This window comes from Stenotrophomonas veracruzanensis (genome assembly GCF_032911525.1).
Taxonomy (GTDB): Bacteria; Pseudomonadota; Gammaproteobacteria; order Xanthomonadales; family Xanthomonadaceae; genus Stenotrophomonas; species Stenotrophomonas africana.
Window position 1 is genome coordinate 12,353 of the sequence record NZ_JAWJTI010000001.1, and the last position, 25,879, is coordinate 38,231.

Annotated in this window: 23 protein-coding genes; 11 read left to right on the forward strand and 12 right to left on the reverse strand. The window is 67.3% G+C overall.

Annotated elements, in window-relative coordinates:
- Window position 1: 1 nt before the first annotated feature.
- The gene (locus R1H25_RS00045) at window positions 2–1,015 is read left to right on the forward strand and encodes a VacJ family lipoprotein (protein ID WP_129550610.1); all 1,014 of its coding nucleotides are present in this window, start codon (window positions 2–4) and stop codon (window positions 1,013–1,015) included.
- Between the two features lie 84 nt (window positions 1,016–1,099).
- Here R1H25_RS00045 and R1H25_RS00050 read toward each other — a convergent pair whose 3' ends face one another.
- The 3 genes from R1H25_RS00050 to rmuC form a co-directional block, all read right to left on the reverse strand.
- The gene (locus tag R1H25_RS00050) at window positions 1,100–1,645 is read right to left on the reverse strand and encodes a glutathione peroxidase (RefSeq protein ID WP_049447401.1); all 546 of its coding nucleotides are present in this window, start codon (window positions 1,643–1,645) and stop codon (window positions 1,100–1,102) included.
- Window positions 1,646–1,739: 94 nt separating this feature from the next.
- Window positions 1,740–2,138 (reverse strand): hypothetical protein, encoded by a 399-nt coding sequence (locus tag R1H25_RS00055; RefSeq protein WP_129550609.1) that lies wholly within the window; start codon window positions 2,136–2,138, stop codon window positions 1,740–1,742.
- A 71-nt stretch (window positions 2,139–2,209) separates the two neighbouring features.
- A complete protein-coding gene (gene rmuC, locus R1H25_RS00060; RefSeq protein ID WP_049447403.1) occupies window positions 2,210–3,766 on the reverse strand; it encodes a DNA recombination protein RmuC in 1,557 nt (518 codons plus the stop codon).
- 45 nt (window positions 3,767–3,811) lie between these two features.
- Between rmuC and R1H25_RS00065 the strand changes: the two genes are divergently transcribed.
- On the forward strand, window positions 3,812–4,417 hold the full coding sequence (locus R1H25_RS00065; protein WP_317222269.1) for a glutathione S-transferase N-terminal domain-containing protein: 606 nt from the start codon (window positions 3,812–3,814) through the stop codon (window positions 4,415–4,417).
- Between the two features lie 161 nt (window positions 4,418–4,578).
- Here the strand turns inward: R1H25_RS00065 and R1H25_RS00070 are convergent, their stop codons facing one another.
- A complete protein-coding gene (locus tag R1H25_RS00070; RefSeq protein WP_317222270.1) occupies window positions 4,579–5,586 on the reverse strand; it encodes a zinc-binding alcohol dehydrogenase family protein in 1,008 nt (335 codons plus the stop codon).
- Between the two features lie 91 nt (window positions 5,587–5,677).
- Here R1H25_RS00070 and R1H25_RS00075 point away from each other — a divergent pair, with 91 nt between their 5' ends.
- The 3 genes from R1H25_RS00075 to R1H25_RS00085 are packed head-to-tail and all read left to right on the forward strand — an operon-like array spanning window position 5,678 to window position 7,724.
- Entirely contained in the window at window positions 5,678–6,649 is a 972-nt protein-coding gene (locus R1H25_RS00075) for a LysR family transcriptional regulator (RefSeq protein ID WP_317222271.1), read from the forward strand.
- A gap of 14 nt (window positions 6,650–6,663) precedes the next feature.
- Window positions 6,664–7,293, forward strand: coding sequence for a leucine efflux protein LeuE (gene leuE / locus R1H25_RS00080; RefSeq protein ID WP_317222272.1), 630 nt, complete (start codon window positions 6,664–6,666; stop codon window positions 7,291–7,293).
- A complete protein-coding gene (locus R1H25_RS00085) occupies window positions 7,290–7,724 on the forward strand; it encodes a hypothetical protein (protein WP_317222273.1) in 435 nt (144 codons plus the stop codon). Before leuE ends, R1H25_RS00085 begins: the two co-directional genes overlap by 4 nt.
- A 23-nt stretch (window positions 7,725–7,747) precedes the next feature.
- Here the strand turns inward: R1H25_RS00085 and R1H25_RS00090 are convergent, their stop codons facing one another.
- Entirely contained in the window at window positions 7,748–8,650 is a 903-nt protein-coding gene (locus R1H25_RS00090; protein WP_317222274.1) for a LysR family transcriptional regulator, read from the reverse strand.
- A gap of 121 nt (window positions 8,651–8,771) precedes the next feature.
- Between R1H25_RS00090 and R1H25_RS00095 the strand changes: the two genes are divergently transcribed.
- Together R1H25_RS00095 and R1H25_RS00100 are read left to right on the forward strand one after the other, a co-directional pair.
- Window positions 8,772–9,767, forward strand: coding sequence for an aldo/keto reductase (locus tag R1H25_RS00095; RefSeq protein ID WP_317222275.1), 996 nt, complete (start codon window positions 8,772–8,774; stop codon window positions 9,765–9,767).
- A gap of 175 nt (window positions 9,768–9,942) precedes the next feature.
- Window positions 9,943–11,370, forward strand: a complete 1,428-nt coding sequence (locus tag R1H25_RS00100; RefSeq protein ID WP_049447410.1) for an amino acid permease — start codon at window positions 9,943–9,945, stop codon at window positions 11,368–11,370.
- Between the two features lie 93 nt (window positions 11,371–11,463).
- Here the strand turns inward: R1H25_RS00100 and R1H25_RS00105 are convergent, their stop codons facing one another.
- Entirely contained in the window at window positions 11,464–12,705 is a 1,242-nt protein-coding gene (locus R1H25_RS00105; protein WP_317222276.1) for a dipeptidase, read from the reverse strand.
- Between the two features lie 155 nt (window positions 12,706–12,860).
- On the opposite strand from R1H25_RS00105, the gene R1H25_RS00110 reads away from it, so the two are divergent.
- Window positions 12,861–13,652, forward strand: a complete 792-nt coding sequence (locus R1H25_RS00110; RefSeq protein ID WP_317222277.1) for a protein klaA — start codon at window positions 12,861–12,863, stop codon at window positions 13,650–13,652.
- The gene (locus R1H25_RS00115) at window positions 13,649–14,527 is read left to right on the forward strand and encodes a hypothetical protein (protein WP_317222278.1); all 879 of its coding nucleotides are present in this window, start codon (window positions 13,649–13,651) and stop codon (window positions 14,525–14,527) included. The genes R1H25_RS00110 and R1H25_RS00115 overlap by 4 nt, the downstream gene beginning before the upstream one ends.
- 165 nt (window positions 14,528–14,692) lie before the next feature.
- Here the strand turns inward: R1H25_RS00115 and R1H25_RS00120 are convergent, their stop codons facing one another.
- The gene (locus R1H25_RS00120) at window positions 14,693–15,862 is read right to left on the reverse strand and encodes a class I SAM-dependent rRNA methyltransferase (protein ID WP_005411721.1); all 1,170 of its coding nucleotides are present in this window, start codon (window positions 15,860–15,862) and stop codon (window positions 14,693–14,695) included.
- A 372-nt stretch (window positions 15,863–16,234) separates the two neighbouring features.
- Here R1H25_RS00120 and R1H25_RS00125 point away from each other — a divergent pair, with 372 nt between their 5' ends.
- Entirely contained in the window at window positions 16,235–17,197 is a 963-nt protein-coding gene (locus R1H25_RS00125) for a TerC family protein (protein WP_057501602.1), read from the forward strand.
- 93 nt (window positions 17,198–17,290) lie between these two features.
- Window positions 17,291–18,061 carry a rhomboid family intramembrane serine protease gene (locus R1H25_RS00130; RefSeq protein ID WP_317222279.1) on the forward strand — a complete coding sequence of 257 codons (771 nt, stop codon included), beginning with the start codon at window positions 17,291–17,293 and terminating at the stop codon, window positions 18,059–18,061.
- A gap of 108 nt (window positions 18,062–18,169) precedes the next feature.
- Here the strand turns inward: R1H25_RS00130 and R1H25_RS00135 are convergent, their stop codons facing one another.
- The 5 genes from R1H25_RS00135 to rnpA all read right to left on the reverse strand — a co-directional run bounded on the left by R1H25_RS00135 (window position 18,170) and on the right by rnpA (window position 25,876).
- Window positions 18,170–19,285 (reverse strand): glycerophosphodiester phosphodiesterase, encoded by a 1,116-nt coding sequence (locus R1H25_RS00135; RefSeq protein ID WP_317222280.1) that lies wholly within the window; start codon window positions 19,283–19,285, stop codon window positions 18,170–18,172.
- A 193-nt stretch (window positions 19,286–19,478) separates the two neighbouring features.
- Window positions 19,479–20,828: a tRNA uridine-5-carboxymethylaminomethyl(34) synthesis GTPase MnmE gene (mnmE, locus tag R1H25_RS00140; RefSeq protein ID WP_241881315.1), complete on the reverse strand. Its 1,350-nt coding sequence runs from the start codon at window positions 20,826–20,828 to the stop codon at window positions 19,479–19,481.
- Window positions 20,829–20,831: 3 nt separating this feature from the next.
- Window positions 20,832–23,504: a polysaccharide deacetylase family protein gene (locus tag R1H25_RS00145; protein ID WP_317222281.1), complete on the reverse strand. Its 2,673-nt coding sequence runs from the start codon at window positions 23,502–23,504 to the stop codon at window positions 20,832–20,834.
- 162 nt (window positions 23,505–23,666) lie between these two features.
- A complete protein-coding gene (gene yidC, locus R1H25_RS00150) occupies window positions 23,667–25,382 on the reverse strand; it encodes a membrane protein insertase YidC (protein WP_049447419.1) in 1,716 nt (571 codons plus the stop codon).
- Complete coding sequence (gene rnpA, locus R1H25_RS00155; RefSeq protein WP_005411728.1) at window positions 25,382–25,876, reverse strand: ribonuclease P protein component; 495 nt, start codon at window positions 25,874–25,876, stop codon at window positions 25,382–25,384. Before rnpA ends, yidC begins: the two co-directional genes overlap by 1 nt.
- Window positions 25,877–25,879 lie beyond the last annotated feature (3 nt).

Here is a 25,879-nt window from a genome sequence, read left to right on the forward strand (position 1 = left end):
CATGAACGTCGTACGCACTCTCCCCCTGATCGTCCTGGCCACCGCCCTGACCGCCTGCGCCGGCAAGCCCGCACGCAGCGATGCGCCGGCGGCCAGCACCGTGGTCCCGGCCAGTACCATCGCCGAGGCCTCCGCCCCCACCGCCGATTCCGCTACGGTCGATACCGCACCGGCAGCGGCCGTGGTTGCCGCACCTGCGCCGGCCACGCCGCCATCGGCACCGGCCCGCAGCGCCGACACCGATGCGGCCAGGGCCGCAGCGGCGACCGCCCCCGGTGGTGATGATGACTTCGATGCCCTCTATGGCGGTGCCGGCAACACCGGCAGCGCGGCGGCCTACGATCCGTGGGAACCGTTCAACCGCAAGGTGCACACGTTCAACAACGCGGTCGACCGCGGTATCGCCCGTCCGCTGGCTACGGCCTATACCCACGTGGTGCCGCGCTTCGCGCGTACCGGCGTCAGCAACTTCTTCAGCAACCTGCGAGCGCCGGTGACCATCACCAACCAGCTGCTGCAGGGCCGTGGTGCCGATGCGTGGGACAGCCTGGGCCGCTTCCTGATGAACAGCACGCTGGGTATTGGCGGCCTGTTCGATCCGGCCAGCAAGGCGATGGTGCCGCGTCGCAACGAAGACTTCGGCCAGACGCTGGGCGTCTGGGGTTGGCGACGTTCGCGCTATGTGGAACTGCCGTTCTTCGGCCCGCGTACCGTGCGCGATGTGTTCGGCCTGGCCGGTGACATTCCACTGTCGCCGATCCGCCGCATCGAAGAGGACAAGGTCCGCATCGGCCTGCAGGGCCTGCAGCTGGTCGATACCCGCGCACAGCTGCTGGCGATCGACGACCTGCGCGACACCGCCGTGGACGAGTACTCGCTGGTCCGCGATGCGTGGATGCAGCGCCGCAACTACCAGATCGAGAACGATCTGCGCAGCAAGCGTGACCGTGGCCACGACGACGCCAATTCGCCGATCCCGGTCGATGCGATGCCGATGCCGCAGTGGACGCACTGAGTCCTTTCGGCGACACATGAAAAACCCCGCCTCGGCGGGGTTTTTCTTTTCCGGTAGGTGCCAACCCGGGTTGGCACGCTTTGCTCAGGCCGCCAGCGCGGCCTCGATGGCTTCGCGCAGGCGCGCGTCATCGGCAGCCACGTCCGGGGCAAAGCGCGCGATGACCTTGCCGTCGCGGCCAACCAGGAACTTCTCGAAGTTCCACAGCACCGCCGGCGCTGCGTGGATCGGGATCTCCTTGCTCGCCAGGCGCTCACGCAGCGGGCCTTCACCGATCGACTGCGGCTGGGCGGCGGTCAGCTGCTGGTACAGCGGATGGGTGTCTTCACCAGCCACGCTGATCTTGGAGAACATCGGGAAGCTGACGTCATAGGTGAGCTGGCAGAACTGCTGGATCTCCGCCTCGCTGCCCGGCTCCTGGCCGAGGAAGTTGTTGGCGGGGAAGCCCAGCACTTCCAGGCCCTGCGCGTGCTTTTCCGCATACAGCGCCTGCAGGCCTTCGTACTGCGGGGTCAGGCCGCATTTGGAGGCGACGTTGACCAGCAGCAGCACCTTGCCCTGGTAGTCGGCAAGCGAGGACGGCTGGCCGTCGATGGTGGTGAGGGAAATGTCCTGGATCGAGGTGCTCACGCGGGGCTCCGGCAACAGCGGGGAATGGCCGACCAGCATAGCGCCGCGCGCGCTGTTGTAGCGCCGAGCATGGGCTCGGCTCTACAGGACATCTTCAGTCAACGCAGATCGTGCCCTGCGCCTTGCCGTCATCAATGCGCTGGCGGCAGCCGAAGGTCTGGCTGGCATCGCGTTGGCAGGTACCTGTAGCGGGGCTGCCGGCAGCCACCTCGCCCGTGGCCAGGCATTGGCCGCTGCAGTCACTCCTGCGGCTGCAGACCTTGCCGGCGTCGGCATAGGGAATCACGCACTGCTCGCGCTGCAGCCGGCCAAGCCGCTGCAGGGTGCCGCCGGCTGCCTGGCAGTCGACGTCACGCGCTTCGCGGTACGCCTCGGCTGCTTCAGGGCTGGTAGCTGCAGCAGGTGCCGCCGCCGTATCGGCGGCCGGTGGTGCGCTGCTGCAGGCGGCAAGCAGCGCGGTCAGGACAAGGCTGGTGAAGCGGCGCAGGCGCATGACGATACCTGATCGAAGCGGACAGGCCGCCAGCATACGCATCGGCGATGCAGGCGGCGTGTCAGCGTTGCTCAGGTCTCGTCCCGGTCGCCTTCACTGCCTTCGTCCTCGCCCGCCGCGTCACCCTCAGCCAGGTCGCCGAGCAGCGACTGCGCCTGTTCGGACGCCAGCGACTCCACGCCACGCAGGCGCCGTTCGATGGTGCGGGTCTTGCGGCTGGCCTCGCCGATGCTTCGACCCACCGTGGTGATCTGCTTCTCGGCCTTTTCCAGGATGCCGGCGAACTTGCCGAACTCGCTCTTCACCGCACCCAGCAGGCTCCACACCTCGCTGGAACGCTGCTCGATGGCCAGCGTGCGGAAGCCCATCTGCAGGCTGTTGAGCAGCGCGGTGACCGTGGTCGGGCCGGCCACCACCACGCGGTGCTCCCGCTGCAGCAGGTCGACCAGGCCCGGGCGCCGGATCACCTCCGCATACAGGCCCTCGGTGGGCAGGAACATCACCGCGAAGTCGGTGGTGTGCGGCGGCACGATGTACTTGTCGCAGATCGACTTGGCCTGCACGCGTACCGCGCGTTCAAGCTGGATGCCCTGCAGGCGCACACCCTCGGCGTCACCCTGTTCCTGCGCGTCCAGCAGGCGCTCGTAGTCCTCGCGCGGGAACTTGGAGTCGATCGGCAGCCACACCGGCGTGTCGTCGTTGCTGCGGCCCGGCAGGCGCACGGCGATATCGACCATCTCGCCACTCTCCGGGCGCACCTTCACCGCACGCGCGTACTGCTCCTGGGTGAGCGTCTGCTCGAGGATGTTCTCCAGCTGCACTTCACCCCAGCTGCCGCGGTTCTTGACATTGGTCAGCACGCGCTTGAGGTCGCCGACGCCGGTGGCCAGCTGCTGCATTTCGCCGAGGCCACGCTGCACCTGCTCCAGGCGCTCGGAGACCAGCTTGAAGGAATTGCCCAGCCGCGTTTCCAGCGTCGACTGCAGCTTCTCGTCCACGGTGTGGCGCATCTGCTCCAGCTTCTGCGCATTGTCGCTCTGCAGCGCGCGCAGCTGTTCTTCCAGCGTCGTGCGCATCTCGGCGATGCGCTGCTCGTTGCGCTGGGTCAGTTCCTGCAGGCGCAGGCCAAGGCTTTCGGTCAGCCGCTGCTGCGACTGCGCGCCCTCCTCGCGGCCCTTGCGTGCATCGTCCACCAGGGTCTGGCGCAGCGCGCCGAGCTGGGTATCGGTACGCCCGGTGAGCTCCTGCAGCTGCTGGCCAAACGCATGGATGCGGGCTTCCTGCTGCTGCCCGAAGGTCTCCAGCTGGCCGCGCAGTTCCTGCAGCCGCTGCCCCATCAACGCAGCCCCCCGCTGCTGGCTCTCGGCCACTTCGGCGCGCGCCTTGCGGGCATCTTCGCCCAGTGCTTCGCGCAGCAGATCCAGGCGCTGATCGGTGCGGGTGGACAGATCGGTCAGCGCGCGGGCGAAGCCATCGAGCTGTTCGCGCAGCTCGCTGCGCCCGGCGCGCGCCTCCTCGCGGACTGCCTGTTCCAGGCGGTCATGCGGCGGGCGGCGCAGCAGGGCGACCAGCTGCAGGATGAGCACGGCCAATAGAAGGCCGCCAATGAGCAGATATTCGGTTTGCATGGGGCAAGTGTAGGCTGGCCGAGTCTCAGCTGCTGCGTCAGGACCATGCTCGCTCTGTACGGAAAGCCCACCTCCATCAACGTGCGCAAGGTGCTGTGGCTGTGCGCCGGCCTGGATCTGCCGCTGCACCACGAACCGGCACCCCCACCGGAGCTGCTGGCCGCGCTGAACCCCAACCGGCAGGTGCCGGTGCTGCGCGATGGCGACTTCGTCCTGTGGGAATCCAACAGCATCTGCCGCTACCTGGCCGCGCGCACAGGCCGTGACGATCTGCTGCCCACCACGCTGCACGGGCGTGCGCAGGTGGAGCAATGGATGGACTGGCAGGCCAGCGATCTCAACAGTGCCTGGCGCCATGTATTCATGGCGCGCGTACGGCAGCACCCGGACTATCTGGACGATGCCCGCGCCGAGGCCAGCCTGGCGCAGTGGAACCGGCTGATGGGTGTGCTTGATGAACAGCTGGCCGCTACCGATGGCTATGTGGCGGGCAGCACCTTCACCCTTGCCGACATCGTGCTGGGGCTGTCGACCCAACGCTGGCGCGGCACACCCGGCAGCAAACCGGCGCTGCCACACCTCGCAGCATGGTTCGAACGCCTGCGGCAGCAGCCGGGTTTCGCCGACCACGTCGACAACGGCGTGGCCTGAGCAGTGGCTCCCGCAGCTGTTGGCAGGTGTCGACCTTGGTCGACACGGCAGATTCACCCCATGCGTGGATGAAGCGCTGTAGAGCCGGGCCTATGCTCGGCTGACGCCCACGCGCGAACGGCAGCCGAGCGTGGGCTCGGCTCTACAGACAGCGTCTGCTCCTACCAGCCTTCCAGCACGATCTTGCCCTTGGCGCGGTGGCTCTCCAGCAGCGCATGGGCACGGCGCAGGTTGGCCGCGTCGATGCGTCCGAAGTGCTCGCCCAGGGTGGTCTGCAGCACGCCCGCGTCGATCAGCTCGGCCACCCGGTTCAGCAGGTCATGCTGGCGCTGCATGTCGGCGGTGCGGTACAGCGGCCGGGTGAACATCGATTCCCAGTGCAGTGACAACGCCTTGCGCTTGAGCGCCATCACATCGACCTGGCCGGGATCATCGATCAGGCCGAACTGGCCCTGCGGCGCCAGCAGCTCGACGATCTGCGTGTAGTGCTGGTCGGAATGGGTCAGGCTGGCCACGTGCTGCACCTCGCTGATGCCCAGCCGCGCCAGGCCTTCGGCCAGCGGCAGGCTGTGGTCGATCACGTGGTGTGCGCCCATTGCGTACGCCCAGTCCTGGGTGTCCGGACGCGAGGCGGTGCCGATCACGGTCAGCTTGGTCAGCTTACGCGCCAGCTGCACCAGGATCGAACCGACACCGCCGGCCGCACCGATCACCAACAGGGTCTGGCCTTCGCTGCCGCCCTCGGCAATGCGCAGGCGGTCGAACAGCAGCTCCCAGGCAGTGATTGCGGTCAGCGGCAACGCGGCGGCGGCCGCATCATCAAGGCTGGCCGGCTTGCGCCCGACGCTGCGCTCGTCCACCAGCTGGTACTCGGCATTGCTGCCCGGGCGGTCAATGACGCCGGCGTAGTAGACCGCATCGCCAGGCTGGAACAGGGTCACCTCGCTGCCCACCGCGTCGACGATGCCGACTGCATCCCAGCCCAGCACGCGTGGGCCATCGGTGGCCACGCCGCGGCGGACCTTGGTGTCGACCGGGTTCACCGCCACCGCGCGTACTGCCACGCGCAGGTCACGCGGGCCGGGCTGCGGCAGCTCCAGTTCGATGTCGATCAGGGCCCGGGCATCATCGATCGGCAGGCCGGCTTGGGTGTAGGCAATGGCGCGCATGGCAGCGGTCCAGTGGGGAAGGAGGCGACAGGTTGCGCCGCGCGCGCTGCCGCAGAAAGGCGCAGAATCGGGCAGCACTTTCACTCCGGCAATGAAAATGATCCGCTTCGACGATCTGCAGCTGTTCGTCCGCACTGCCGCGCTGGGCAGCTTCTCGCAGGCGGCCCGCGAGGCCGACCTGCTGCCGGGGCAGGTCGCCGCGGCGGTGGCGCGGCTGGAACGCGAGCTGGACCTTCGGCTGTTCGTGCGCACCACCCGCAGCCTGCGCCTGACCGGCGAAGGCGCGCTGTACCTGCCGTATGCGCAGGAGGTGCTCGCCACCCTGCGCGAGGGTCAGGCGCGCGTGCAGGGCGAGGACACCGAGCTGCACGGCACCCTGCAGCTCTCGGCTCCTTCGGACTTCGGCCGCAACCTGCTGCTGCCCTGGCTGAGCGCCTTCCGCGCCGCGCACCCGCGGCTGCGCCTGCACCTGCGCTTGTCCGACGAAGTGGCTGATGTGTTCCGCGAACCGGTCGACGTGGCCATCCGCATCGGCCACTTCGACGACGCCAGCTACGTCGCCCTGCCCCTGCTGGAAGGCAATCGGCGCGTACTCGCGGCCTCGCCCGACTACCTGCAGCGGCGCGGTACGCCCACGCGCCTGGACGAACTGCGCGAGCACGACTGCCTGGTCTACCAGCTCAGTGGCCGCGCCTACGATCGCTGGTCATTCGACGTCGAAGGGCGCCGCAGCGTGATTCCGGTACGTGGTCCGCTGGTCTGCGACGACGCCGATGTAGTGCGACGCTGGGCGGTGGCCGGCGAAGGCATCACCTACAAGTCCTGGCTGGACCTGCGCGAGGACGTGCTGGCCGGACGCCTGCAGCTGCTGCTGGACGGTGTTGGCAGCAGCATTCCGTTGCAGCTGGTATGCCCGCACCGCAAGCAGTTCTCGCCCGCGGTACGACAACTGCATGCACAGCTGCGCCAGCACCTGCAACCGCTGCTGTCTGGCATGCCGGATGGGGCCACCGGCCCCCTGTCGCCGATCCCGGCGCTGACCGACAATGGCGGCCCCCCGTAAGAGAGAACGCCGCCATGCCGTGGATGGGCATCCAGGACCTGTGGACGTTTCTGGTCGCTGTGCTGGTGTTTCTCGCCCTGCCCGGCCCCGGCACCTTCACCCTGCTGACCGCCACCGGCCGTGGCGGCGTGCGTGGCGGCTACACCGCACTGGCCGGCCTGCTGGTCGGCGATCAGATCCTGATGTGGCTGGCGCTGGCCGGTGTGGCCGCGCTGCTGAAGGCCAACCCGCTGGTGTTCCACGCCGTGCAGTACCTGGGTGCGGCCTACCTGGTGTGGGTGGGCATCAGCCTGCTGCGCACGCCGAAGCACGAGGGCGGTGACGCCGGCCCGATCCGCATGCAGCCGGGCCGCTACTTCCAGCAGGCGATCCTGGTGAGCCTGCTCAACCCGAAGGCGATCCTGTTCTACATGGCCTTCCTGCCGTTGTTCATCGATCCGAAGGCACACCAGGGCATCGCCACCTTCGCCGCCCTGGCCGGGATCATCCTGGTGGTCAGCATCGGTTACTGCTCAATGTTGATCGGCGTGGGCAACCTGGCCCGTCGCCGGTTGATCCAGCACCCGCGGATCAGCGATGCGCTGCGTCGGGTGGCCGGCCTGTTCCTGGTGGGGTTCGGCGTCCGGTTGGGGCTGAACGGATGATCCGGCGGCTGCTGGTGCTGGCGTTGATCGGGCTTCTGGCCGACACCGCAGCGGCCAGCGCGCAGGACCATCGCTGCCTCACCGGGGGCCGCAACGACGGCATTCACCTGCTGTGGCGCTGGTTGGATAATGGCAGCGCCGACGTGCAGTACGCCGGGCAGCGCGGCCGCCTGCAGGTGCAACAGGTGTCGCAGGAAACGACGGTGCTGGACGAAGACCGCCCGTACCAGTTCGACAGCGTCTGGGAAGAACGCATCGACGGGCGTCTCAACGGCCGCTACCACCTGAGCACGCAGGGCGCGCTGGTGCTGGACCTGAGCTACGAACGCGCCCGTGATGGCCGTCGCACCACCTTCCACGATGACAGCGAGGCGTGGCAGGAGGATGGCTGCCATTGGCCGGGAGGCGTAGCGGCACGCGTGGTCGATTGAAGCATGCCAACCAAGGTTGGCATCTACCGGTCGTGCATCTCCGCGCGCAGGTGGTCGATGAACACCCGCAGCTTGGGCGCCATCTGCTCGCGCGCGGGGTAGTACAGGTGGAAGCCGGGGAACGGCGGCTGCCAGTCCTGCAGCACGCTCTGCAGTCGCCCAGCGGCGATATCGTCGGCCATCAACGAGGCGAAGCCCTGCGCCATGCCCAGCCCCGCCAGCACGGCGCGATGGGCGACGCCGGCATCGTTGAACACCAGCCGCCCGTTCACTTCCACGTCCAGGTCGTGGCCTTCGCGGCTGAACTCCCAGGGCATCAGCCGGCCATTGGCCAGGCGGTGCACGATGCAGGCGTGGCTCTGCAGGTCATGCGGGGTCTGCGGCACGCCATGGCGTTCGAAATAGGCCGGCGTGGCCACTACCACCTGCCGCTCGGGCGGCCCGACCGGCACCGCGATCATGCCCTGTGCGAGTGATTCGCCGAGGCGGATGCCGGCGTCGAAGCCCTCGGCCACCAGATCGGTCAGCGCCGGGTCGACGCACAGTTCCACCTGCACCTGCGGGTAGCGCGCAAGGAAATCGGGCAGCCGCGGCAGCACCATGCGATCGGCGACGATGCGCGGCAGGGTCACCCGCAGCCGCCCGGCAGGCACCGAGCGCGCGCTGTCCAGTTCGGCAAAGGCCTGGTCGATCTGGTCCAGGCCGCCACGCACGCGCTGCAGGAAACGCGCGCCGTGTTCGGTCAGGCTGACCCGCCGTGTGGTCCGCTGCAGCAGCCGCACGCCCATCCGCGCTTCCAGCGCGCGCACGCTCTGCGACAGCGCCGAGGTGGACACGCCCAGGGAATCGGCGGCGCGGGTAAAGCTGGCATGCTCGGCCACGTGGACGAATGCGACCACAGCGGTGAGGGGGGCGGAAGCATCCATTGTGAAGCCAGTCTTCAAGGTAAGTCCGGTGGCACGCAGTTTATCCACATGATGGCGTGGAGGATGCTGTGCCCCTCGCCGCTGCCCCTCCAGGCGTGGCGCCTTCCCCAAGGAGATCCGCATGAAGACCCGTACTCTCGGCCCCGCCGGCCCCACCGTGTCCGCCCTCGGCCTCGGCTGCATGGGCATGAGCGCCTACTACGGCGGCCGCGGCAGTGACGATGACGGCATTGCCGTCATCCGGCACGCGCTGGACCGTGGCGTGACCCTGCTCGACACCGCCGATGTGTATGGCCCGCACACCAACGAGGTGCTGGTTGGCCGCGCGATTGCCGGGCGCCGCAACCAGGTGTTCCTGGCCAGCAAGTTCGGCATCGGCCTGGATCCTTCCGACCCGCAGGGACGGCAGATCAACGGCCACCCGGACTATGTGCAGACCGCCTGCGAGGCCAGCCTGCGCCGGCTGGGCGTGGACCACATCGACCTGTACTACCAGCACCGCGTCGACCCGACCGTGCCGATCGAGGACACCGTGAGTGCGATGGCACGCCTGGTGGAACAGGGCAAGGTGCGCTGGCTGGGCCTGTCCGAGGCCTCGGCGGCCACCCTCCGCCGCGCCCATGCGGTACACCCGATCACTGCGGTGCAGAGCGAGTATTCGCTGTGGTCGCGCGAGCCGGAGCAGAACGGAGTGCTGGCCACCACGGCGGAACTGGGCATCGGCTTCGTGCCGTATTCGCCGCTGGGCCGTGGCTTCCTGACCGGCGCCATCCGCAGCCCGGATGACTTCGACGCCGACGATTACCGGCGCACCTCGCCCCGCTTCGAAGGCGAAAACTTCCAGCGCAACCTGGCACTGGTGGATACCGTGCAGGCGCTGGCCGCCGAGCGCGGCATCGCCGCCTCGCAGCTGGCGCTGGCCTGGGTGCTGTCGCGTGGCGAGCACATCGTGCCGATCCCGGGCACGACGCGGCAGGCACGGCTGGACGAGAACCTCGGTGCGCTGCAGGTGGAACTGGAGGCGGCCACGCTGGTCGCACTGGATGCGGCCTTCCCGCTGCACGCCGCGGCCGGTGACCGCTATTCGGACAGCGGTATGGCCAACATCGAGTCGTAGCAGCGGCCGGGACGAACGGACACCGGTGGCTGCCGCCGGATTGTGCCGATTCCGGCAGCATGGCTGGGGCGCAGCGCGCGCCCCGCCCTGCATGACCCCCGTCAGTGGCAATGCTGCGCTGCGTTCGGTCACACTCGGGAACTTGTCGTTCTTAGTCACCCCTTCCGAGGCCTGCATGTCCCTGTTCCGGCGCAAGTCCCTAGATTCCGTCACCGTCCACGAAGCCGGCAGGCGTCTGATCCCGACGCTCAGCTGGCCGCACCTGATCGCGCTGGGTATTGGCGCCATCGTCGGTACCGGCATCTACACGCTGATCGGCGTCGGTGCCAACCTGGCCGGCCCGGCCGTGCTGATCTCCTTCGCCATCGCCGGTGCGGTCTGTGCCTGCGCGGCGCTGTCCTACGCCGAGCTGTCGACGATGATGCCGGCCGCCGGCAGTGCCTACACCTACAGCTACAGCGCGCTGGGCGAAGTGTTTGCCTGGGTGGTGGGCTGGAGCCTGATCCTGGAGTACTCGCTGGTGGTGAGTACGGTGGCGGTAGGCTGGTCCGGCTACTTCGTCGGCTTCCTCGAATGGATCCACACCCAGTTCGGCTGGAACGTGCACCTGCCGGCCTGGCTGGCGGCCGGCCCGCACGTGGAAGGCGGCATGATCAACCTGCCGGCGATCATCATCACCTGGCTGGTGGCCGGCATGCTGATGGCCGGCACCAAGGAAAGCGCCACCCTCAACGCCATCCTGGTGGTGTTCAAGCTGATCGCGCTGGCCATCTTCGTGGCCGTGGCGCTGCCCGCGTTCGACAGCGCCAACCTGCAGCCGTTCATGCCGTACGGCTTCGCCAAGTCGATCGGACCCGATGGCGTCGAACACGGCGTGATGGCGGCAGCGGCGATCATCTTCTTCGCGTTCTACGGCTTCGATGCGATCTCCACCGCCGCCGAGGAAACCAAGAACCCGGGCCGCGACCTGTCGATCGGCATCATCGGTTCGATGATCGGCTGCACCATCGTCTACGTGCTGGTGGCGCTGGCCGCGGTCGGTGCAATGAGCTACGCGGTGTTCGGCCACAGCGCCGAGCCGCTGGCCCTGATCATGCGCCAGCTCGGTCATCCGACGGCGGCGATGGTGATCGGCGTGATCGCGATCATCGCGCTGCCGACCGTGCTGCTGGCCTTCCTGTACGGCCAGAGCCGCATCTTCTTCGTGATGAGCCGCGATGGCCTGCTGCCGCGCAGCCTGTCCAAGGTCAATGCACGTACCGGCACGCCGGTGGCGACCACGCTGTTCACCGCGGTGGTGGTGTCGGCGCTGGCCGGCGTTGCGCGCCTGGACGAGATTGCCGCGCTGGCCAACGCCGGTACCCTGGCCGCGTTCACCGCCGTGGGCATCTGCCTGGTGGTGCTGCGCCTGCGCGAGCCCAACCGCGAACGTACCTTCCGCACCCCGCTGGCCTTCGTGGTCGGCCCGCTGGCCGCGCTGGGCTGCATCTACCTGTTCCTCAGCCTGCCGCACAGCACCCAGCTGTACTTCCTGCTGTGGAACCTGGCCGGCCTGGTGCTGTACTTCCTGTACAGCCGTCGCCACGCGCTGATCGCGAAATAACCGGATCACCGGTAGTGCCGGCCGCTGGCCGGCAACCCGCATCCTGTTGATAGGGGCAATGCCGGCCAGCGGCCGGCACTACCGCAGGTCGTTTCAACCGCCCTGCTTTGCGGCGTAATCCTGCGCCTGGCGCATCACCCGCAACAGGTTGCCGCCCCAGATGCCGGCAATCTGCTGCTCGGTATAGCCCTTGCGCAGCAGCCACGCGGTGATCTTCGGCAGCTGGCTGACATCGGGCAGATCGCTCAGGCCACCGCCGCCATCCCAGTCCAGGCCGATGCCCACGTGCTCGGGGCCGACCACCTTGAGGATGTGCTCGAAGTGGGCGAAGAAGTCGTCCAGGCTGGCATGGCGCACTGGGTGCTCGTGGTCCAACGCCTGCTCGGCCTTCAGCAGCTGCACGCCCTGCTCGATGTTCATTCCTTCCCAGCCACCGAGCTGTTTGCTCAACGCTTCTTCGGCCTGCTTGCGCTCGGGCGTCTTTGCGGTGTCGATCAGGTAGCCACCGTAGGCGTTCACCTGGATCACGCCACCGGCCTTGGCCAACTTGCGCAGGCGCGCGTCATCCAGATTGCGCGGGTGGTCATACACGGCCTTGGCCGAGCTGTGCGACAGCACGAACGGCACCGGCATCATCGCCAGCAGGTCATCGAACACCGCGTCCGAGGCATGCGACTGGTCGATCACGATGCCCAGCTTCACTGCCTGCCGCACCAGGTTCTTGCCGGCCGGGCTCAGGCCTTTCCACTCCGTCCCCTTGGGGTCGGTGGCCGAATCGGCGAACTCGTTGTTGGCAAAGTGCACGGTACTGAGCAGGCGCAGGCCGGCACGGTGGTAGAACGAGAGCAGGCTGGGGTCTTCCACCAGCGGGCTGGCGTTTTCCATGCTGATGTAGACCACGCGCTTGCCGGCGGCCTTGATACGCGCCGCGTCATCGGCGGTCAATGCCAGCGCGAAACGCTCGGAATTGGCCGCCAGCATCTCGCGGATCTCCAGCAACCGCTGCAGGCCATGGTCACGCTCGGCCAGGTGCGCGGCGGGGCTGCGGTCGCCCTGATCGGTGTAGATCGCCCAGAAGCCACCATCCAGCGCGCCTTCGACCATGCGCGGGTAGTCGACCTGCGAAAGCGCGTTGCGGTCGTGGCGCTGTTCGATATCGAAGCCGGTTCGGCCGAAGTTGGCCGGCGTATCCAGATGGCTGTCCAGAGTGACCAGGCGCTGCTGCAGGACCTTGGCGCGGGCAAGTTCCTGCGCACTGAATTCGATGGCATGGGCCGACAGCGGCGCACACAGCGCCAGGGCGAGCACGACGGACAGACGGCGCAACGAAGGCATGGGCATCCACCGATGTTGGGAGACGCCGACCATAGCGCCGTGAGGGTGACCGGGGGTAGTGCCGGACGACAGCGCGCGTGCTCCATTACACTCGGCGGCAGCCGCTAACAGCCTTGGCAGCCCCGCGCTGCGTCGCCCCCTGAGACGGAATCCCGATGCCGCCCCCTGTTCCTCCACCGCTTCCCTGCGCGCCGAGCGTCGAACAGCTCAAGCGCGATGTGCTGCCGGTCCTGTTCGCCGGGCGCATCGACATCGGTCGCTATGGCCCGGCCGAACTGGCCAGCGCCAGTGCGGAACCGGCCTGGCAGGACGGCAGCGCCAAGGCGTTGGCCAAGGCGCTGGCTGAACTGGTCAGCCGCCTCTCCGAGCATGACCCCAATGCACTGCTGGAACGCGCTGGCTGGTGGGACCGGTTCACCGGTGCCGACATCGAGCAGCGCCTGCGCCGACGCATTGCGCTGGGGGGAAACGGTGACGTGCTGGCCGAGATCGAGCGCCAGGCGGTTGCGGTACGCAGCAGCGTTGATCGGTTGAACGCTCAGCTGGAGCTGCATGACGTGCAGGGCGCACACTTGCAGATCTACATCGATGCGGGCGTGCAGTTCCTGCAGGAACTGCCCCCGGGAAGTGCTGCCAGCGATGACCCGATGGTGCTGGATCGCCCTGTGGAGCGCCTGCAGCGCCGCATCGCCAACCTGACCGCACTGCTGGCCAGCCATTCGATGAGCCGCATCCAGGTGCAGCTGGCACGCAACCACGCCATCGAACTGCTGGACCGCTACAGCGAGACGGTGCAGATCCTGCTGCCGATCTGGCGCCAGACCGTCCTCGCCCTGCACAACAGCGACAACGCCAGCCCGCAGTTGGTCTACCGCGCCTCGCAGGCACAGGACCAGTTGAAACAGGCCCTGCAGCAGCTGCTGCGCACTTCCGGAGAACCGGCATGATCACGTCCCGGCCCGACCCACTGAAGGTACCGGCGGAACTGCAGCCGCGGGTCGAAGCGGTTCCCGGACTGCGCGCGCTGTATCGCCGGGGTTCGTTCGCACGCACCCTGGGTCTGGCGTGTCTGGCGGTGCTGCCGGCCACAGCGCTGCTGTCCATGATCTTCCTGCAGGGGCTGACCGGCAGTCCACCCTCGGCACACGTGCCGGCCGGCTACGGCACTGATCCCGGCACATCTGCCCTGCTGCTGCTGGCCAACCTGATCCTCTTTGGCGGGCTGCTGTTCTGGATGGGATTCGGCCTGCGCAGGGTGCTGCTCAACCGCGGCGTGCGCCACTTCACCTTCTCGTTCGTGATTGGTGGTCCGGTGCTGGTCGGCCTGCTGTTCGGCAGCGGAATCGTCAGTCCCGACTTCAGCCGGGCTGACACCGGCGATGGCAGGAAGCTCGACAGCAGCCAGCTCGGCAAGCTCATCGACAGCCCGGGTTTCGCGACGCTCAGCCCGCAATGGCAGGGCTACCTGCAGGCGCAGCGCTCGCTGGGAAGGCCCAGCATCCCCTTGAACGACGTCGGCCAGGCCGTCGCCCGTGGCGAGGACATCGGTATCGCGGTGCCCGATGTCATCCGTGCGCGTTTTGAAGCCAAAGCCAAGGTTCCCTATTCGGTGCGCAGCCAAGCGTGGCTGCATGACCATTGGCTGCGCATGGGCGCGCTGCACTTCATCGGCACGGCGATCGCCTGGTCGCTGCTGCTGCTGGTCATCGCTGGCATCGGCCTGACCACGCTGGGCTACCACGTGCGCGGCCGGGCCCGGGTGATCAACGGCCTGCTGCAGCAGTTGCAGGCGCCACCGGCACAGGCGGGCGCGCCCCCCTGAGGTGCGCGCCGCCGGTGCTCAACCGGGCAGGACAATGGCCTTGCGCATGGACCATTCCCTGGCGCTGCAGGCCCGGGGCCCATTGATTTGTAGAGTCGAGCCATGCTCGACTGATCTGATCAAGGACCGCGCGAGTCGAGCATGGCTCGACTCTACAGGTTGGAATCAGTCCACCACGCGGCAGAACACGGCCTTCAGGTAACGCGATTCCTGCACGTGGGCCATGAACGGATGGTCCGGACCGGCGCCGGCCACCTTCAGGATCTGGATCGTGCGACCGGAGAAATAGGCCGCGCGGCGCAGCATGTCGAGGAACTGGTCCTCGGCCACCAGGCCGGTGCACGAGAAGGTGGCGAACAGGCCGCCCGGCTTCACCACGCCCAGCGCCAGCTTGTTCATGTCCAGGTACTTCTTCAGCGCGGTGATGACCTGGTCGCGGTCGCGGGTCATCTTCGCCGGGTCCAGGATCACCACGTCGTACTGCTCACCGCGGTTGGCGGCGTCGCGCAGCCACGGGAAGATGTCGGACTGGATGAACTTCGGGCGCACGTTGTTCAGGCGCGAATTGCCCTTGGCGATCTGGATGACGTCCTCATCGATATCGATGCCGACCACTTCCGAAGCACCACGCGCCGCCGCATATACCGCAAAACCGCCGGTGTTGCAGCACAGGTCCAGCACGCTCTTGCCTTCCACCTGCTGGCTCAACCACTCGCGGTTCTCGCGCTGGTCGGCGAAGAAGCCGGTCTTGTGCGCACCGGCCGGGTCGGCGCGGAACTTGATGCCGTACTCGGTGATCACCGACGCTTCGGTGGTGGTATTGCCGTGGAAGTCGAAGCTTTCCTGCTTCTGCACGTGCTCATCGGCGAAGCTGTGGAAACGGCAGCCTGGGAACTGTTCGCGCAGGGCGTCGTAGATCCACTCGCGGTGACGGAACATGCCGGCGGCGAAGAACTCGACCACCACCAGGTCGCCGTAGCGGTCGACCACCAGGCCGGACAGGCCGTCGCCTTCGCTGTGCACCACGCGCCAGGCGTCGGACACCGCGTCGAGCTTGAGCACCTCACGGCGCAGCGACACCGCCTGGGCGATCTTGCGCGAGAACCAGCCGGCATCGACCGGCACGTTCTGGTCGGTTTCGAGGATGCGCACGGCGATGCGCGAGTGCCCGTTGTAGAACCCGCGGCCGATGAACTCACCATCGATGCCGACCACGTCGACGATGGAACCGGGCTTGGGCCGGACGGTCGGCTTCTCGACCAGTTTCTGGAAGATCCACGGGTGGCTGGAACGCCACGCATTCTTGAGGCGGACAATCGGAAGGGGGGTATTCATCCACCTATTGTAAACCGGGCACCGGGGTCGGATCTCCGAAGGGGCTCTGACCCCGGCGGGTATGCCAACCAAGGTTGGCATCTACCAGAGCGGGGAGCGGAGCCCCGTTGGGGACTCGACCCCAGTGCAGGGGCATTTGACTGCGGCCCGGCCAGGCCGCAGAATCGGCGGCAGAAGGGGAGTAGCTCCCAGACGTTGTCGCCGTCATTTCGAGCCCGCAGGCTCCGGTGCAACGGCAGTTCCAGCCGACTGGAACTGCGAGCGAGACCTTCGCCGTACTGGCGAAGCTCTGTCCCTGGATCCCCCTCCCGATCCTCCGTTGCAGATCCTCGCCGTCCGGCCTGGCATTCATCTTTCCAACGGACATTCCCAATGCAGACGATCGGTAACGTGTGGTTGTGGGGCGGCTTCGCAGCGGTGGTGGTCATCGCCCTGCTGGTCGACCTCGTGTTGATGCGCCATGGTGGACCGCACAAGGTCACCTTCAAGGAGGCCCTGTGGTGGTCCATCGGCTGGGTCGCGCTGGCCCTGCTGTTCAATGCGGGCCTCTGGTACTACCTGAATGAGACCGCCGGCCAGGTGGTGGCCAACAAGGTCGGCCTCGAGTTCCTGACCGGCTACCTGGTCGAAAAGGCACTGGCGGTCGACAACATCTTTGTCTTCCTGATGATCATGAGCTACTTCGCGGTGCCGGAGGAACAGCGCCAGAAGGTGCTGATCATCGGCATCCTGGGCGCGATCGTGCTGCGTACGATCATGATCTTCGCCGGCAGCGTGCTGATCACCCAGTTCCATTGGCTGCTCTATGTGTTCGGTGCCTTCCTGCTGTTCACCGGCTGGAAGATGTGGTTCGCCGCTGGCCAGGAGCCGGACCTGGAGGCCAACCCGGCGCTGCGCTGGATGCGCAAGCACCTGCGCCTGCTGCCGGATTACGCCGGCAATGCGCTGAGCGTGAAGCGCGATGGCGTGCGCTGGTTCACCCCGCTGTTCGCGGTGCTGATCCTGATCGCGGTCACCGACGTGATCTTCGCGGTGGACAGCATCCCGGCGATCTTCGCGATCACCACCGACCCGTTCATCGTGCTCACCTCCAACGTGTTCGCGGTGCTGGGCCTGCGCGCGATGTTCTTCCTGCTGGCCGGCATGGCCGACCGCTTCCACCTGTTGCCGTACGGGCTGGCGCTGGTGCTGGGCTTCATCGGCATCAAGATGATGATCATCGACCTGTTCAAGATCCCGACCCCGGTGTCGCTGGGCGTGGTCGCGGTGATCATCGCCGCCACCGTGGTCCTGAGCCTGAAGTACCCGCCGAAGGAAGGCTCCGGCCACGCCTGATCACGGCCGGCCGGCGGGATTGTCCCGCCGGCCGCACCCACTCTCCCGCCGCGGTGGCCTTGGTTTCGCACCAACCACCGCCATTGCTGAGGTATGAACAACAACGCGCCCCTGCCCGCTGGCGACGTGCCGGCCCCCCGCAATGACCGCGCGCGCATCCTGCGGGCGTTCAATGTCAGCCTGGCCGCCGTGCTGGTGCTGGTGGCCGTGTTCGCCCTGCAGGGCACGTTCGACTGGCGACCGTGGGCGGTGGCGCCACTGGAAGCCAAGGGCCTGCTTGGCCTGATCGGCGGCCCGATGCTGCACGCCTCGGTCGAGCACATCGTCGCCAACAGCATCGCCATCCTGATCCTCGGCACGCTGGCCGGCAGCGTCTACCCGAAAGCCACCGTGCGCGCCCTGCCCCTGCTGTGGCTGGGCTCGGGCATCGGCGCGTGGATGCTGGGCAATCCGGGCAGCGTGCACCTGGGCGCGAGTGGCGTAACCCACGGCCTGATGTTCCTGCTGGCCAGCCTCGGCCTGCTGCGCCGCGATCGCGCGGCGATCGCCACCGGCCTGATCGGCATGCTGTTCTACGGCGGCATGCTGATGACCATCCTGCCGCACGCCGACGGCGTGTCCTGGCAGTCGCACATGGGCGGCGCCTTCGCCGGCATCATCGCCGCGCTGCTGTTCCGCAATGCCGACCCGCTGCCGCCGCGCCCGCGCTACAGCTGGGAAGACGAGGAAGAAGACATCGAACCGCTGGCCGACGATGAGCTGGAGCCGCCGTCACCGCAGCGCGTGCCGGTGCTGTGGCAGCCGCGCGAAGGCCAGGACTATGTGGTGATCCCGTTCCGCCGGCCGGGCGAGCCGCGCGGTTGATCGATGGTAGTGCCGGCCGCTGGCCGGCAACCTCATGAGCCGGTAGTGGCCGACCTTGGTCGGCACGGTTGTTGTGTGCCAACCAAGGTTGGCACCTACCAGAACCCGTCAGTTCGCCGCATTCCCCGCCGCGCTCATCCCATCCACCGCCTGCCGGCCCAGTGCCGGGTCATCGGTGAAGAAGGCATCGATGCCAGTAGCCAGATAGGCACGCATTTCGGCGATCGATCCCTCGGCATTGCGCGCGCTGTCGGCACCCTTGCGCAGGTTGCTGGCCTGGAAGTGGTTCTCCGGACGGAAGGTGTACGGAATCACCATCAGGCCCACTGCATGTGCGTCCTGTACCAGCGTGGTCGGCGTGCTCAGCGCGCCCTTGGCATCCAGCGGAATGATCGAGCGCAGTTCCGGGCCGATGCTGTCGGCGTAGCTGGCGATGTCCTTCAGTCCGGCCGGGGTCATCATCTGCGCGTAGGTCAGCGTGCCACCGGCCTTGGCGATGTCGGCGGGCTGGGTGTCGCCCTTCCACAGCAGCTGCAGCAGGCGGAAGTTGCTGCCGCGCGGGATCTTGCCGCGCAGGTAGCGCAGGTTGGCGGTCTCGAACGACTGGATGGTGACCGGGCCGACGTTGGTGTAGGCGTTGCCGCGCAGCGCGGTCAGGAGCTTGTCTTCCATCGGCAGGCCGATCGACTGGAAGTAGGTCGGGTGCTTGATCTCCGGCACCAGGCCGATGCCGCGGTTGGCGCGCCCGGCCTGCTGGACCAGGAAGGCCAGGATCTCGTCCAGGCTGGCGATGCGGAACTGACCGTCGTAGGCGGTGCTGCGCAGCTCCGGCAGGCGCTCGCGCGCGTACAGGGTCTTCAGCTCGGCCAGGGTGAAGTCTTCGGTGAACCAGCCGTCGACCTTCTGCCCGTCGATGACCTTGCTGGTGCGGCGGCTGGCGAACTCCGGATGCGAGGCGACATCGGTGGTGCCACCGATCTCGTTCTCATGGCGGGCCACCATCACCCCGTCCCTGGTCATCACCAGGTCCGGTTCGATGTAGTCAGCGCCATCGGCAATGGCCTGCGCATAAGCCGCCAGGGTGTGCTCGGGCAGCAGCGCGCTTGCGCCGCGATGGCCATAGACCGACACCTTGTGCGCGGCCGGGGTGGAGGATTCAGCACTCATGGCCACCGATGGTGCCACGGCCAGCGACAACAGCAACGCACAACCCCACGACTTCACTGCGACTTCCCCAAGCGGTATGTGATGGGCGTCAGTATGAGGCGGCAATGTGACAGGTGGGGGACCCCATGTATCCGGTAGTCGCCGACCTTGGTCGGCGCTCTGCCAGCCTGCGTCCATGACCCCGGACGCCCTGTGCCAACCAAGGTTGGCACCTACCAGAGCGAAGGTTGGCATCTACCAGAGCCAGGGGTTACTTCCCGATGCAGAAACTTGAGAAAATCCTGCCCAGCAGATCATCCGCACTCATCTGCCCGGTGATCTCGCCCAGCGCGTCATGTGCCAGCCGCAGTTCCTCGGCAGCCAGTTCCAGGTGCTCGTGCACCAGCTCGCCATCAGCACGCTGCGCGTGTTCCTGCGCACGCTCGATCGCATCCACGTGGCGGGTGCGGGCGGAGAACTCGCCATCCACCTGCTCCCCTGCCCCGGCGCTGGCGATGCTGCGCAGGCGCGCGTGTAGATCGTCGAGCCCGGCACCAGTCGCAGCCGAGACGAACACGCGGTCCGGATCGTCCAGTGCCGGCAACGTCTCCAGCAGGTCCGACTTGTTGTGGATGTAGACCTTGTGCGGCACCGCCGCTACGGCCTCGCCCAGCGCGGCTTCGCCGGCCGCTGGATCGCGCGCATCCAGCACGATCAGCGCCAGGTCAGTGCGCTCGATTTCCACGTGGGCGCGGCGCATGCCTTCGCGTTCGATGGCGTCACCGCCGTCGCGCAGGCCGGCGGTGTCGACCAGGGTCAGCTCCAGGCCATCCAGGCGGATGGTCTCGCGCAAGGTGTCGCGGGTGGTGCCGGCGATGTCGGTGACGATGGCGCGTTCACTACCGGCCAATGCATTGAGCAGTGAGCTCTTGCCGGCGTTCGGCGGGCCGATCAGCACCGCATGCAGGCCATCGCGCAGGCGACGACCGCGTTCGGCGTCGCGGCGCAGCAGGCCAAGGTCGCTGCGCGCCTGTTCCAGGCCACGCCGCACCTGCGCGCCACCGAGGGTGTCCAGTGGTTCGTCGGCGAAGTCGATGGCCGCTTCCACATGGATGCGCAGCAGTACCAGCTGTTCGATCACCGCGTCGATACGGCGCGAGAACACGCCGTCCAGCGAACGGCGTGCAGCGCGCGCGGCGCGGCTGTCGCCGGCCGCGATCAGGTCGGCGATGGCCTCGGCCTGGGCCAGGTCGAGCTTGCCGTTGAGGAACGCGCGTTCGCTGAACTCACCCGGTCGCGCCTGGCGCGCACCGAGCGCAATGCAGCGCGCGACCAGTTGCTGCAGCAGCACCGGGCTGCCGTGTCCCTGCAGTTCAACCACCTCTTCGCCTGTGAAGCTGTTCGGCGCCGGGAACCACAGCACGATGCCATCGTCGATGACTTCGCCATCGGCGTCGCGCAGGCGCGCATAGTGCGCATGGCGCGGGCGCAGTGCAGGCGCACCCAACGCGTTGGCGATGGCCGCTGCGCGCGGACCGGACAGGCGCAGCAGGCCGACACCGCCAGCGCCCGGCGCGCTGGCGATGGCCACGATGGTGTCGGTGCGGATCGCGTCGTTCATGGTTCAGAGTTTCTCCAGCTGCGCGCGTGCCTGCGCGGCACCACTACCCTGCGGCTGCAACGCCAGGTAGGTGGTGTAGGCCTGCTTCGCCTTGGCCTTGTCGCCGGCGTTGAAGTAGGCATCGCCCAGGTTGAGATAGGCCACCGCACGCGACGGGTCGATCTTCAGCGTGTTCTCCAGCCAGCGTGCCGCTTCGGCGTAGCGCTGCTGACGGTAATAGACGAAACCGAGGTTGTTGGCGGCCTGGGCGAAGTCCGGGCGCAGCTTCAGCGCCTCGGTGAACTGCGCGGCCGCCTCGTCGTACTGCTTCTCGCGGTACAGCTGCAGGCCGCGGTCGTTGGCCTGCTGTGCGCGCTGGCGGTCGGACGCCGGGCCGGCGGTGGGCACCACCAGCTTGGCCTTTCCGCCCTGCAGATCGGCCACGGTTACCGGCGCCTGGGCACCCTTGGCTTCACTGGCGGCATCCACCTTGCTGTTCAGCGCGATCGCATCGGCAGTCAGCTGGCGCGTATCAGCGTTGAGGAATTCCTGGCTGTCCGGCACCTGGAACACGAACTCGCCCCCCTGGGAACCGGGCAGGCTGCCGAAGGCCGGGGTCTGGTGCGAGACCGCCGATACCGCCGGCGCCACGTAGGCGGCCAGCTCGGTACCGGTGATCAGGCCATCGCCGTTGAGGTCGCCCTTGCCGGCCAGCGCCTGCAGCAGCACCCAGGTGAACACCGAGTGGCCGTTCGGGCCGGCATCGGCCACCTGCTGGTCGGCACCGCCGGCGGTCAGCATCTGCCGCGCGCTGCGGCGGGCATTCTCGCGCAGGAACGACGACGACGACGGGCCGCCACGGGTCAGGCCCAGGCCGCTGTAGCAGGCATCCATCACGAACATCACGTGCTTGGCCTGCATGCTCTCGGCGATGTTCTGGATGTCGGTCATCGCGATCGCGTCGGTGGCGAATTCCTTCGGATCCGAATCGACCGGAATGATGTAGCCGAGGTCGCGCCCGGAGGCGAGCTGGCGAGTGGCGCCATGGCCGGCGAAGAACACGAACACGCGGTCGTTCTTTCCGGTGCGGTCGTCGGCCAGGCGGTCGTGGAAGGCGGCCAGGATGTTGTTGCGGGTGGCCTGCTCGTTCTTCAGCACGATCACCTGCGAGGACGGGAAGCCGAACTGCCCGGTCAGGGTATCGGCCACCGCCTGCGCGTCATGGCTGGCGTATTCCAGCTTCGGCCACTTGGCGTAGTTGTCGATGCCGACCACGATCGCCCAGGACTTCTCGTAGCCGGTGGTCACGGTGGCGGCACCGGCATCGCCCTTGCGCGCGCGGGCGACGGTGAAGTCGCGACCGTTCCAGCCGGCGAACTGGTAGCCATCGGCGATCAAACGATCGAGGATCTGCGGCAGCGCCTTCACCGCACGGTCGTGGATGTCGTGGAACAGAATGATGCCGCGCTGCTCCTTGTTCACCTGGTCGAGCACGCGCTGCACGATCGACTCCGGCACCGGGTCGGCCCAGTCCATCGAGTCGATGTTCCACATGATCGATTTCAGTCCGGCTTCGTTGAGCAGCTGCAGGCCTTCGGCATTGCGCGCGCCGTACGGGAAGCGGAACAGCGGCGCGCGCTTGCTGTCGACGTCCTTGAGCAGCGTGTCGGTGTCCAGCACCTGCTGGCGCAGCGCGTCACCGGTGGTGCGCGACAACTGGGCATGGGTCAGGCTGTGATTGCCCACCGCATAGCCCTCTTCCATCAGGTTGCGGCTGATCTTCGCCATCGGCCCGAGGCTGACCTTGCCATCGGCCTCGACCTTGCCCAGGTTGCGACCTACTTCGAAGAACACGCCCGGCACGTCGTAGCGCTTGAGGATGGCCACCACTTCATCGGTATAGGCCTTGTGCGGGCCATCGTCGAAGGTCAGCACCACGGTCTTGGCCGGCAGGTCGCGGCCGAAGATCTCGCGGTCGCTGTCCTTCATCGACATCGGGTACGGTTCGATCACGCCGTAGTCGCGCAGGATCGCTTCGCGGCTGTAGTCCTTGTGCAGGTGGGCGATGTAGTCGTCCCACTTCTCACGCTTCAGTTCGATGGCGCGGGTGCGCTCGAAACGGCTGAAGATGCGGGTCAGTTCCTGGTTGTAGTTGCGCTCGATCTCATCAAGCGCTTCCAGGTCCTCACCGATGCGCTGGTGCAGCTTCACCGCCGGCAGCGACGAATCGGTGCCGACCCGCTCATGCAGGTCACGCAGCACTTCGCGGAAGGCCAGACGGTCGGCGTCGAACAGTTCCGGCGCCGACTCGATGTAGTCCAGCACGGTGCCGAGGGTGGCGAAGCGCTGCGGACTGGAGCCGCGCAGCAGCGAGTCGAACTGTGCGGCGATGGCCGTGCGCTGTTCCAGGCCATCGTGGAACAACTGCTGGCCCACACGCGTAGAGGTGCCGCGGTCGGCGGCCGACTGCTGTTCCTCGTCGGCCAGCAGCACGATGATCCGGCGGTAGCCGTCGAGCTGCTTCTGCAGCGCGGCCAGCAACGGGGCCGCAGCGGGATCGGCGGCGGCCGCGGCCTGCGCACTCGGCTGGGTGACCGTGGTCGCCGGCGCCTTCGCGTCCTTGTCGCCGCAGCCGGCAACGACCAGGGTCAACAGCAGCGAGGGCAGGAACAGGCGGAACGACGACGCACGCGGCATGACGGACTCGATGGATGGAGGAACGGTGTGCAGGCGATTCTAACGCCGCATGCGAAAAGCCCGCCTTGCGGCGGGCTTCTCGGGTCGATCGGGGCGGTAGAGTCGACTGTCAGTCGACTGCCCATCCGCCAGTCGACTGACAGTCGACTCTACCAGTCGGGATTATTTCTTTTTGACCGGGGCCGGCGCGGTGGTGGCCGGAACCGGCTCACCGCCATGGCGCTTGGTCATCCACCACTGCTGCAGCAGGCCCAGGCCACCGTTGACCACCCAGTACAGGACCAGGCCGGACGGCATGAAGGCCATCATGACGCCGAACACCAGCGGCATGAACTGCATCATTTTCTGCTGCATCGGGTCCATGCCCGGTGCCGGGGTCAGCTTCTGGGTGAACCACATCACTGCCACGTTGATCACCGGCAGGATGAAGTACGGGTCGCGTGCGGTCAGGTCCTGGATCCAGCCGAACCAGGGCGCCTGGCGCAGTTCGACCGATTCCACCAGCACCCAGTACAGGGCAAAGAAGATCGGCATCTGGATGAGGATCGGCAGGCAGCCGCCCATCGGATTGATCTTTTCCTTCTTGTACAGCTCCATCATCGCGGTCTGGAACTTCTGGCGGTCATCGCCATAGCGTTCCTTCAGCTGCGCGATGCGCGGCTGGAAGCGACGCATCTTGGCGCCGCTCTTGTACTGGGTCGCCGACAGCGGGTACAGCACCAGCTTCAGCAGCACCACCAGGCCGACGATCGCCCAGCCCCAGTTGCCGACCAGCTTGTGCACCTGGTTCAGCACCCAGAACAGGCCCTGGCCGATCACCGCCATCATCGAGAAGCGGCTGTAGTCGACCACGCGGTCCAGGCCCGGTACGTCTTCCTTGGCGATCAGGTTGACCAGCTTTGGGCCGACCCACAGGCGGGCTTCGGTGCTGGTGGACTGGCCCGGGGCCACGGTGAAGGCCGGGCCACGCGCTTCGATCAGGTCACGACCGGCCACCTGCGACAGCACGTAGTGCGCGGTCTGGTCCTTCTGCGGGATCCAGGCGGTGAAGAAGTGGTGCTGCAGCATCGCCAGCCAGCCGCCGGTGATGTTCTGGTTCAGCGTGCCGTCTTCCAGGTAGTCCTTGAACGCACGACGCTGGTACTTCTTGTCGTTGTCGTACCAGGTGGCACCGTTGAAGCTGAAGGAATCCGGGTTGGTCATGCTCCGCGACAGGATGGTCGGGGTGCGGTCCAGGGTGCGGTAGACGTAACCGTTCCACGGCGCGGCGCCGGCGTTGCTGACTTCGTCCTTGAAGCGCACGGCGTACTCGTTGCGCGAGACGGTCAGGGTGCGCTTGATGGTCACGCCGTTGTCGGCGGTCCACACGAACGGGATCTGCAGTTCGTTCTGGCCCTTGGCCAGCACGAAGTCCCTGGTGTCACCGACCAGCTTGAAGCCGTCAGCGCCGGGGACCGGAGTGTTCTTGTCTTCGCTGGCCCAGCCACTGATCGCGCTGTACGGGTGCGCGGGGTCTTCGGTCAGCAGGCGGACCGGCGGGCTGCCTTCGTCCTTGGTCTGCGGGAACTGCAGCAGCTCGGCGTCGAGCACGCGGCCGCCATCGAGCACCAGGCGCAGCACGTCGGTGGTGACGGTCACGCGCTGGCTGGCCGGGGTGGCACTGGCCTGGGCCTGCACGGCGGCCTGGCCGGGGGCACCCGGAACCTGGGCGCTGGGGATGGCGCCCGGGGTTGCGCCCGGAACGCTCTGTGCGGCGGCCGGGGCCGACGTGGTCGTCGGTGCCGGGGTCGGAGCAGCCTTTTCACGGCTCCACTCCATCCACAGCAGCACGGCCACCATCAGCCAGGCAAAAATGAGGAATACGCGGGTCTGGTTCATCAGCGGACAGGCTCGGCGGGGCCGGGACGCGATGCCGGCTCGGTCAAAGAAGGAGTTGCGATGCCATCAGGCGGCGGCATTGTGCCGTCCACGCCCGGCGTGGGCAATGCACGCAGGCGACGCAGCAGGCGCAGGAAGGCCTGGCGGATCTCGTCGTTGCTGGCGGAACGCGCAGCACTACGAGCCACGACGACAAAGTCGCCTGGCTGGATGTCGGTACGTGTCTGACGCAGGATGTCGCGCAGGACGCGCTTGATCCGGTTACGCCCAACGGCGTTCGGATCGACCTTGCGGGAAACCGCCAGACCCAGCCTGGCCGGCCGGTCAGCCGGCAGCCAGTGCAGGGTCATCAGCGGATCGGACACACGGCGGGCGCCGTTGAAGACCGTTGAGTATTCGGCACGCGTGCGAACCCGCGCAGAGCGAGGGAATCGCTTGCGCGGGTCTGCAGTATTCACTGTCGAAGGGATTGCGTCTGCCGCAGGGTGCGGCATGGC

Bases quoted from the DNA above. Each gene is read 5' to 3' on its own strand.
- yidC (WP_049447419.1), bottom strand. From the start codon at position 25,382: ATGAACCAGACCCGCGTATTCCTCATTTTTGCCTGGCTGATGGTGGCC.
- R1H25_RS00100 (WP_049447410.1), top strand. From the start codon at position 9,943: ATGTCCCTGTTCCGGCGCAAGTCCCTAGATTCCGTCACCGTCCACGAA.
- R1H25_RS00105 (WP_317222276.1), bottom strand. From the start codon at position 12,705: ATGCCTTCGTTGCGCCGTCTGTCCGTCGTGCTCGCCCTGGCGCTGTGT.
- leuE (WP_317222272.1), top strand. From the start codon at position 6,664: ATGCCGTGGATGGGCATCCAGGACCTGTGGACGTTTCTGGTCGCTGTG.
- R1H25_RS00075 (WP_317222271.1), top strand. From the start codon at position 5,678: ATGAAAATGATCCGCTTCGACGATCTGCAGCTGTTCGTCCGCACTGCC.
- R1H25_RS00085 (WP_317222273.1), top strand. From the start codon at position 7,290: ATGATCCGGCGGCTGCTGGTGCTGGCGTTGATCGGGCTTCTGGCCGAC.
- R1H25_RS00070 (WP_317222270.1), bottom strand. From the start codon at position 5,586: ATGCGCGCCATTGCCTACACCCAAGCCGGCCTGCCGATCGATGATGCC.
- R1H25_RS00055 (WP_129550609.1), bottom strand. From the start codon at position 2,138: ATGCGCCTGCGCCGCTTCACCAGCCTTGTCCTGACCGCGCTGCTTGCC.
- R1H25_RS00125 (WP_057501602.1), top strand. From the start codon at position 16,235: ATGCAGACGATCGGTAACGTGTGGTTGTGGGGCGGCTTCGCAGCGGTG.
- rmuC (WP_049447403.1), bottom strand. From the start codon at position 3,766: ATGCAAACCGAATATCTGCTCATTGGCGGCCTTCTATTGGCCGTGCTC.
- R1H25_RS00045 (WP_129550610.1), top strand. From the start codon at position 2: ATGAACGTCGTACGCACTCTCCCCCTGATCGTCCTGGCCACCGCCCTG.
- R1H25_RS00065 (WP_317222269.1), top strand. From the start codon at position 3,812: ATGCTCGCTCTGTACGGAAAGCCCACCTCCATCAACGTGCGCAAGGTG.
- R1H25_RS00110 (WP_317222277.1), top strand. From the start codon at position 12,861: ATGCCGCCCCCTGTTCCTCCACCGCTTCCCTGCGCGCCGAGCGTCGAA.
- R1H25_RS00095 (WP_317222275.1), top strand. From the start codon at position 8,772: ATGAAGACCCGTACTCTCGGCCCCGCCGGCCCCACCGTGTCCGCCCTC.
- R1H25_RS00090 (WP_317222274.1), bottom strand. From the start codon at position 8,650: ATGGATGCTTCCGCCCCCCTCACCGCTGTGGTCGCATTCGTCCACGTG.
- R1H25_RS00115 (WP_317222278.1), top strand. From the start codon at position 13,649: ATGATCACGTCCCGGCCCGACCCACTGAAGGTACCGGCGGAACTGCAG.
- mnmE (WP_241881315.1), bottom strand. From the start codon at position 20,828: ATGAACGACGCGATCCGCACCGACACCATCGTGGCCATCGCCAGCGCG.
- rnpA (WP_005411728.1), bottom strand. From the start codon at position 25,876: ATGCCGCACCCTGCGGCAGACGCAATCCCTTCGACAGTGAATACTGCA.
- R1H25_RS00145 (WP_317222281.1), bottom strand. From the start codon at position 23,504: ATGCCGCGTGCGTCGTCGTTCCGCCTGTTCCTGCCCTCGCTGCTGTTG.
- R1H25_RS00130 (WP_317222279.1), top strand. From the start codon at position 17,291: ATGAACAACAACGCGCCCCTGCCCGCTGGCGACGTGCCGGCCCCCCGC.
- R1H25_RS00120 (WP_005411721.1), bottom strand. From the start codon at position 15,862: ATGAATACCCCCCTTCCGATTGTCCGCCTCAAGAATGCGTGGCGTTCC.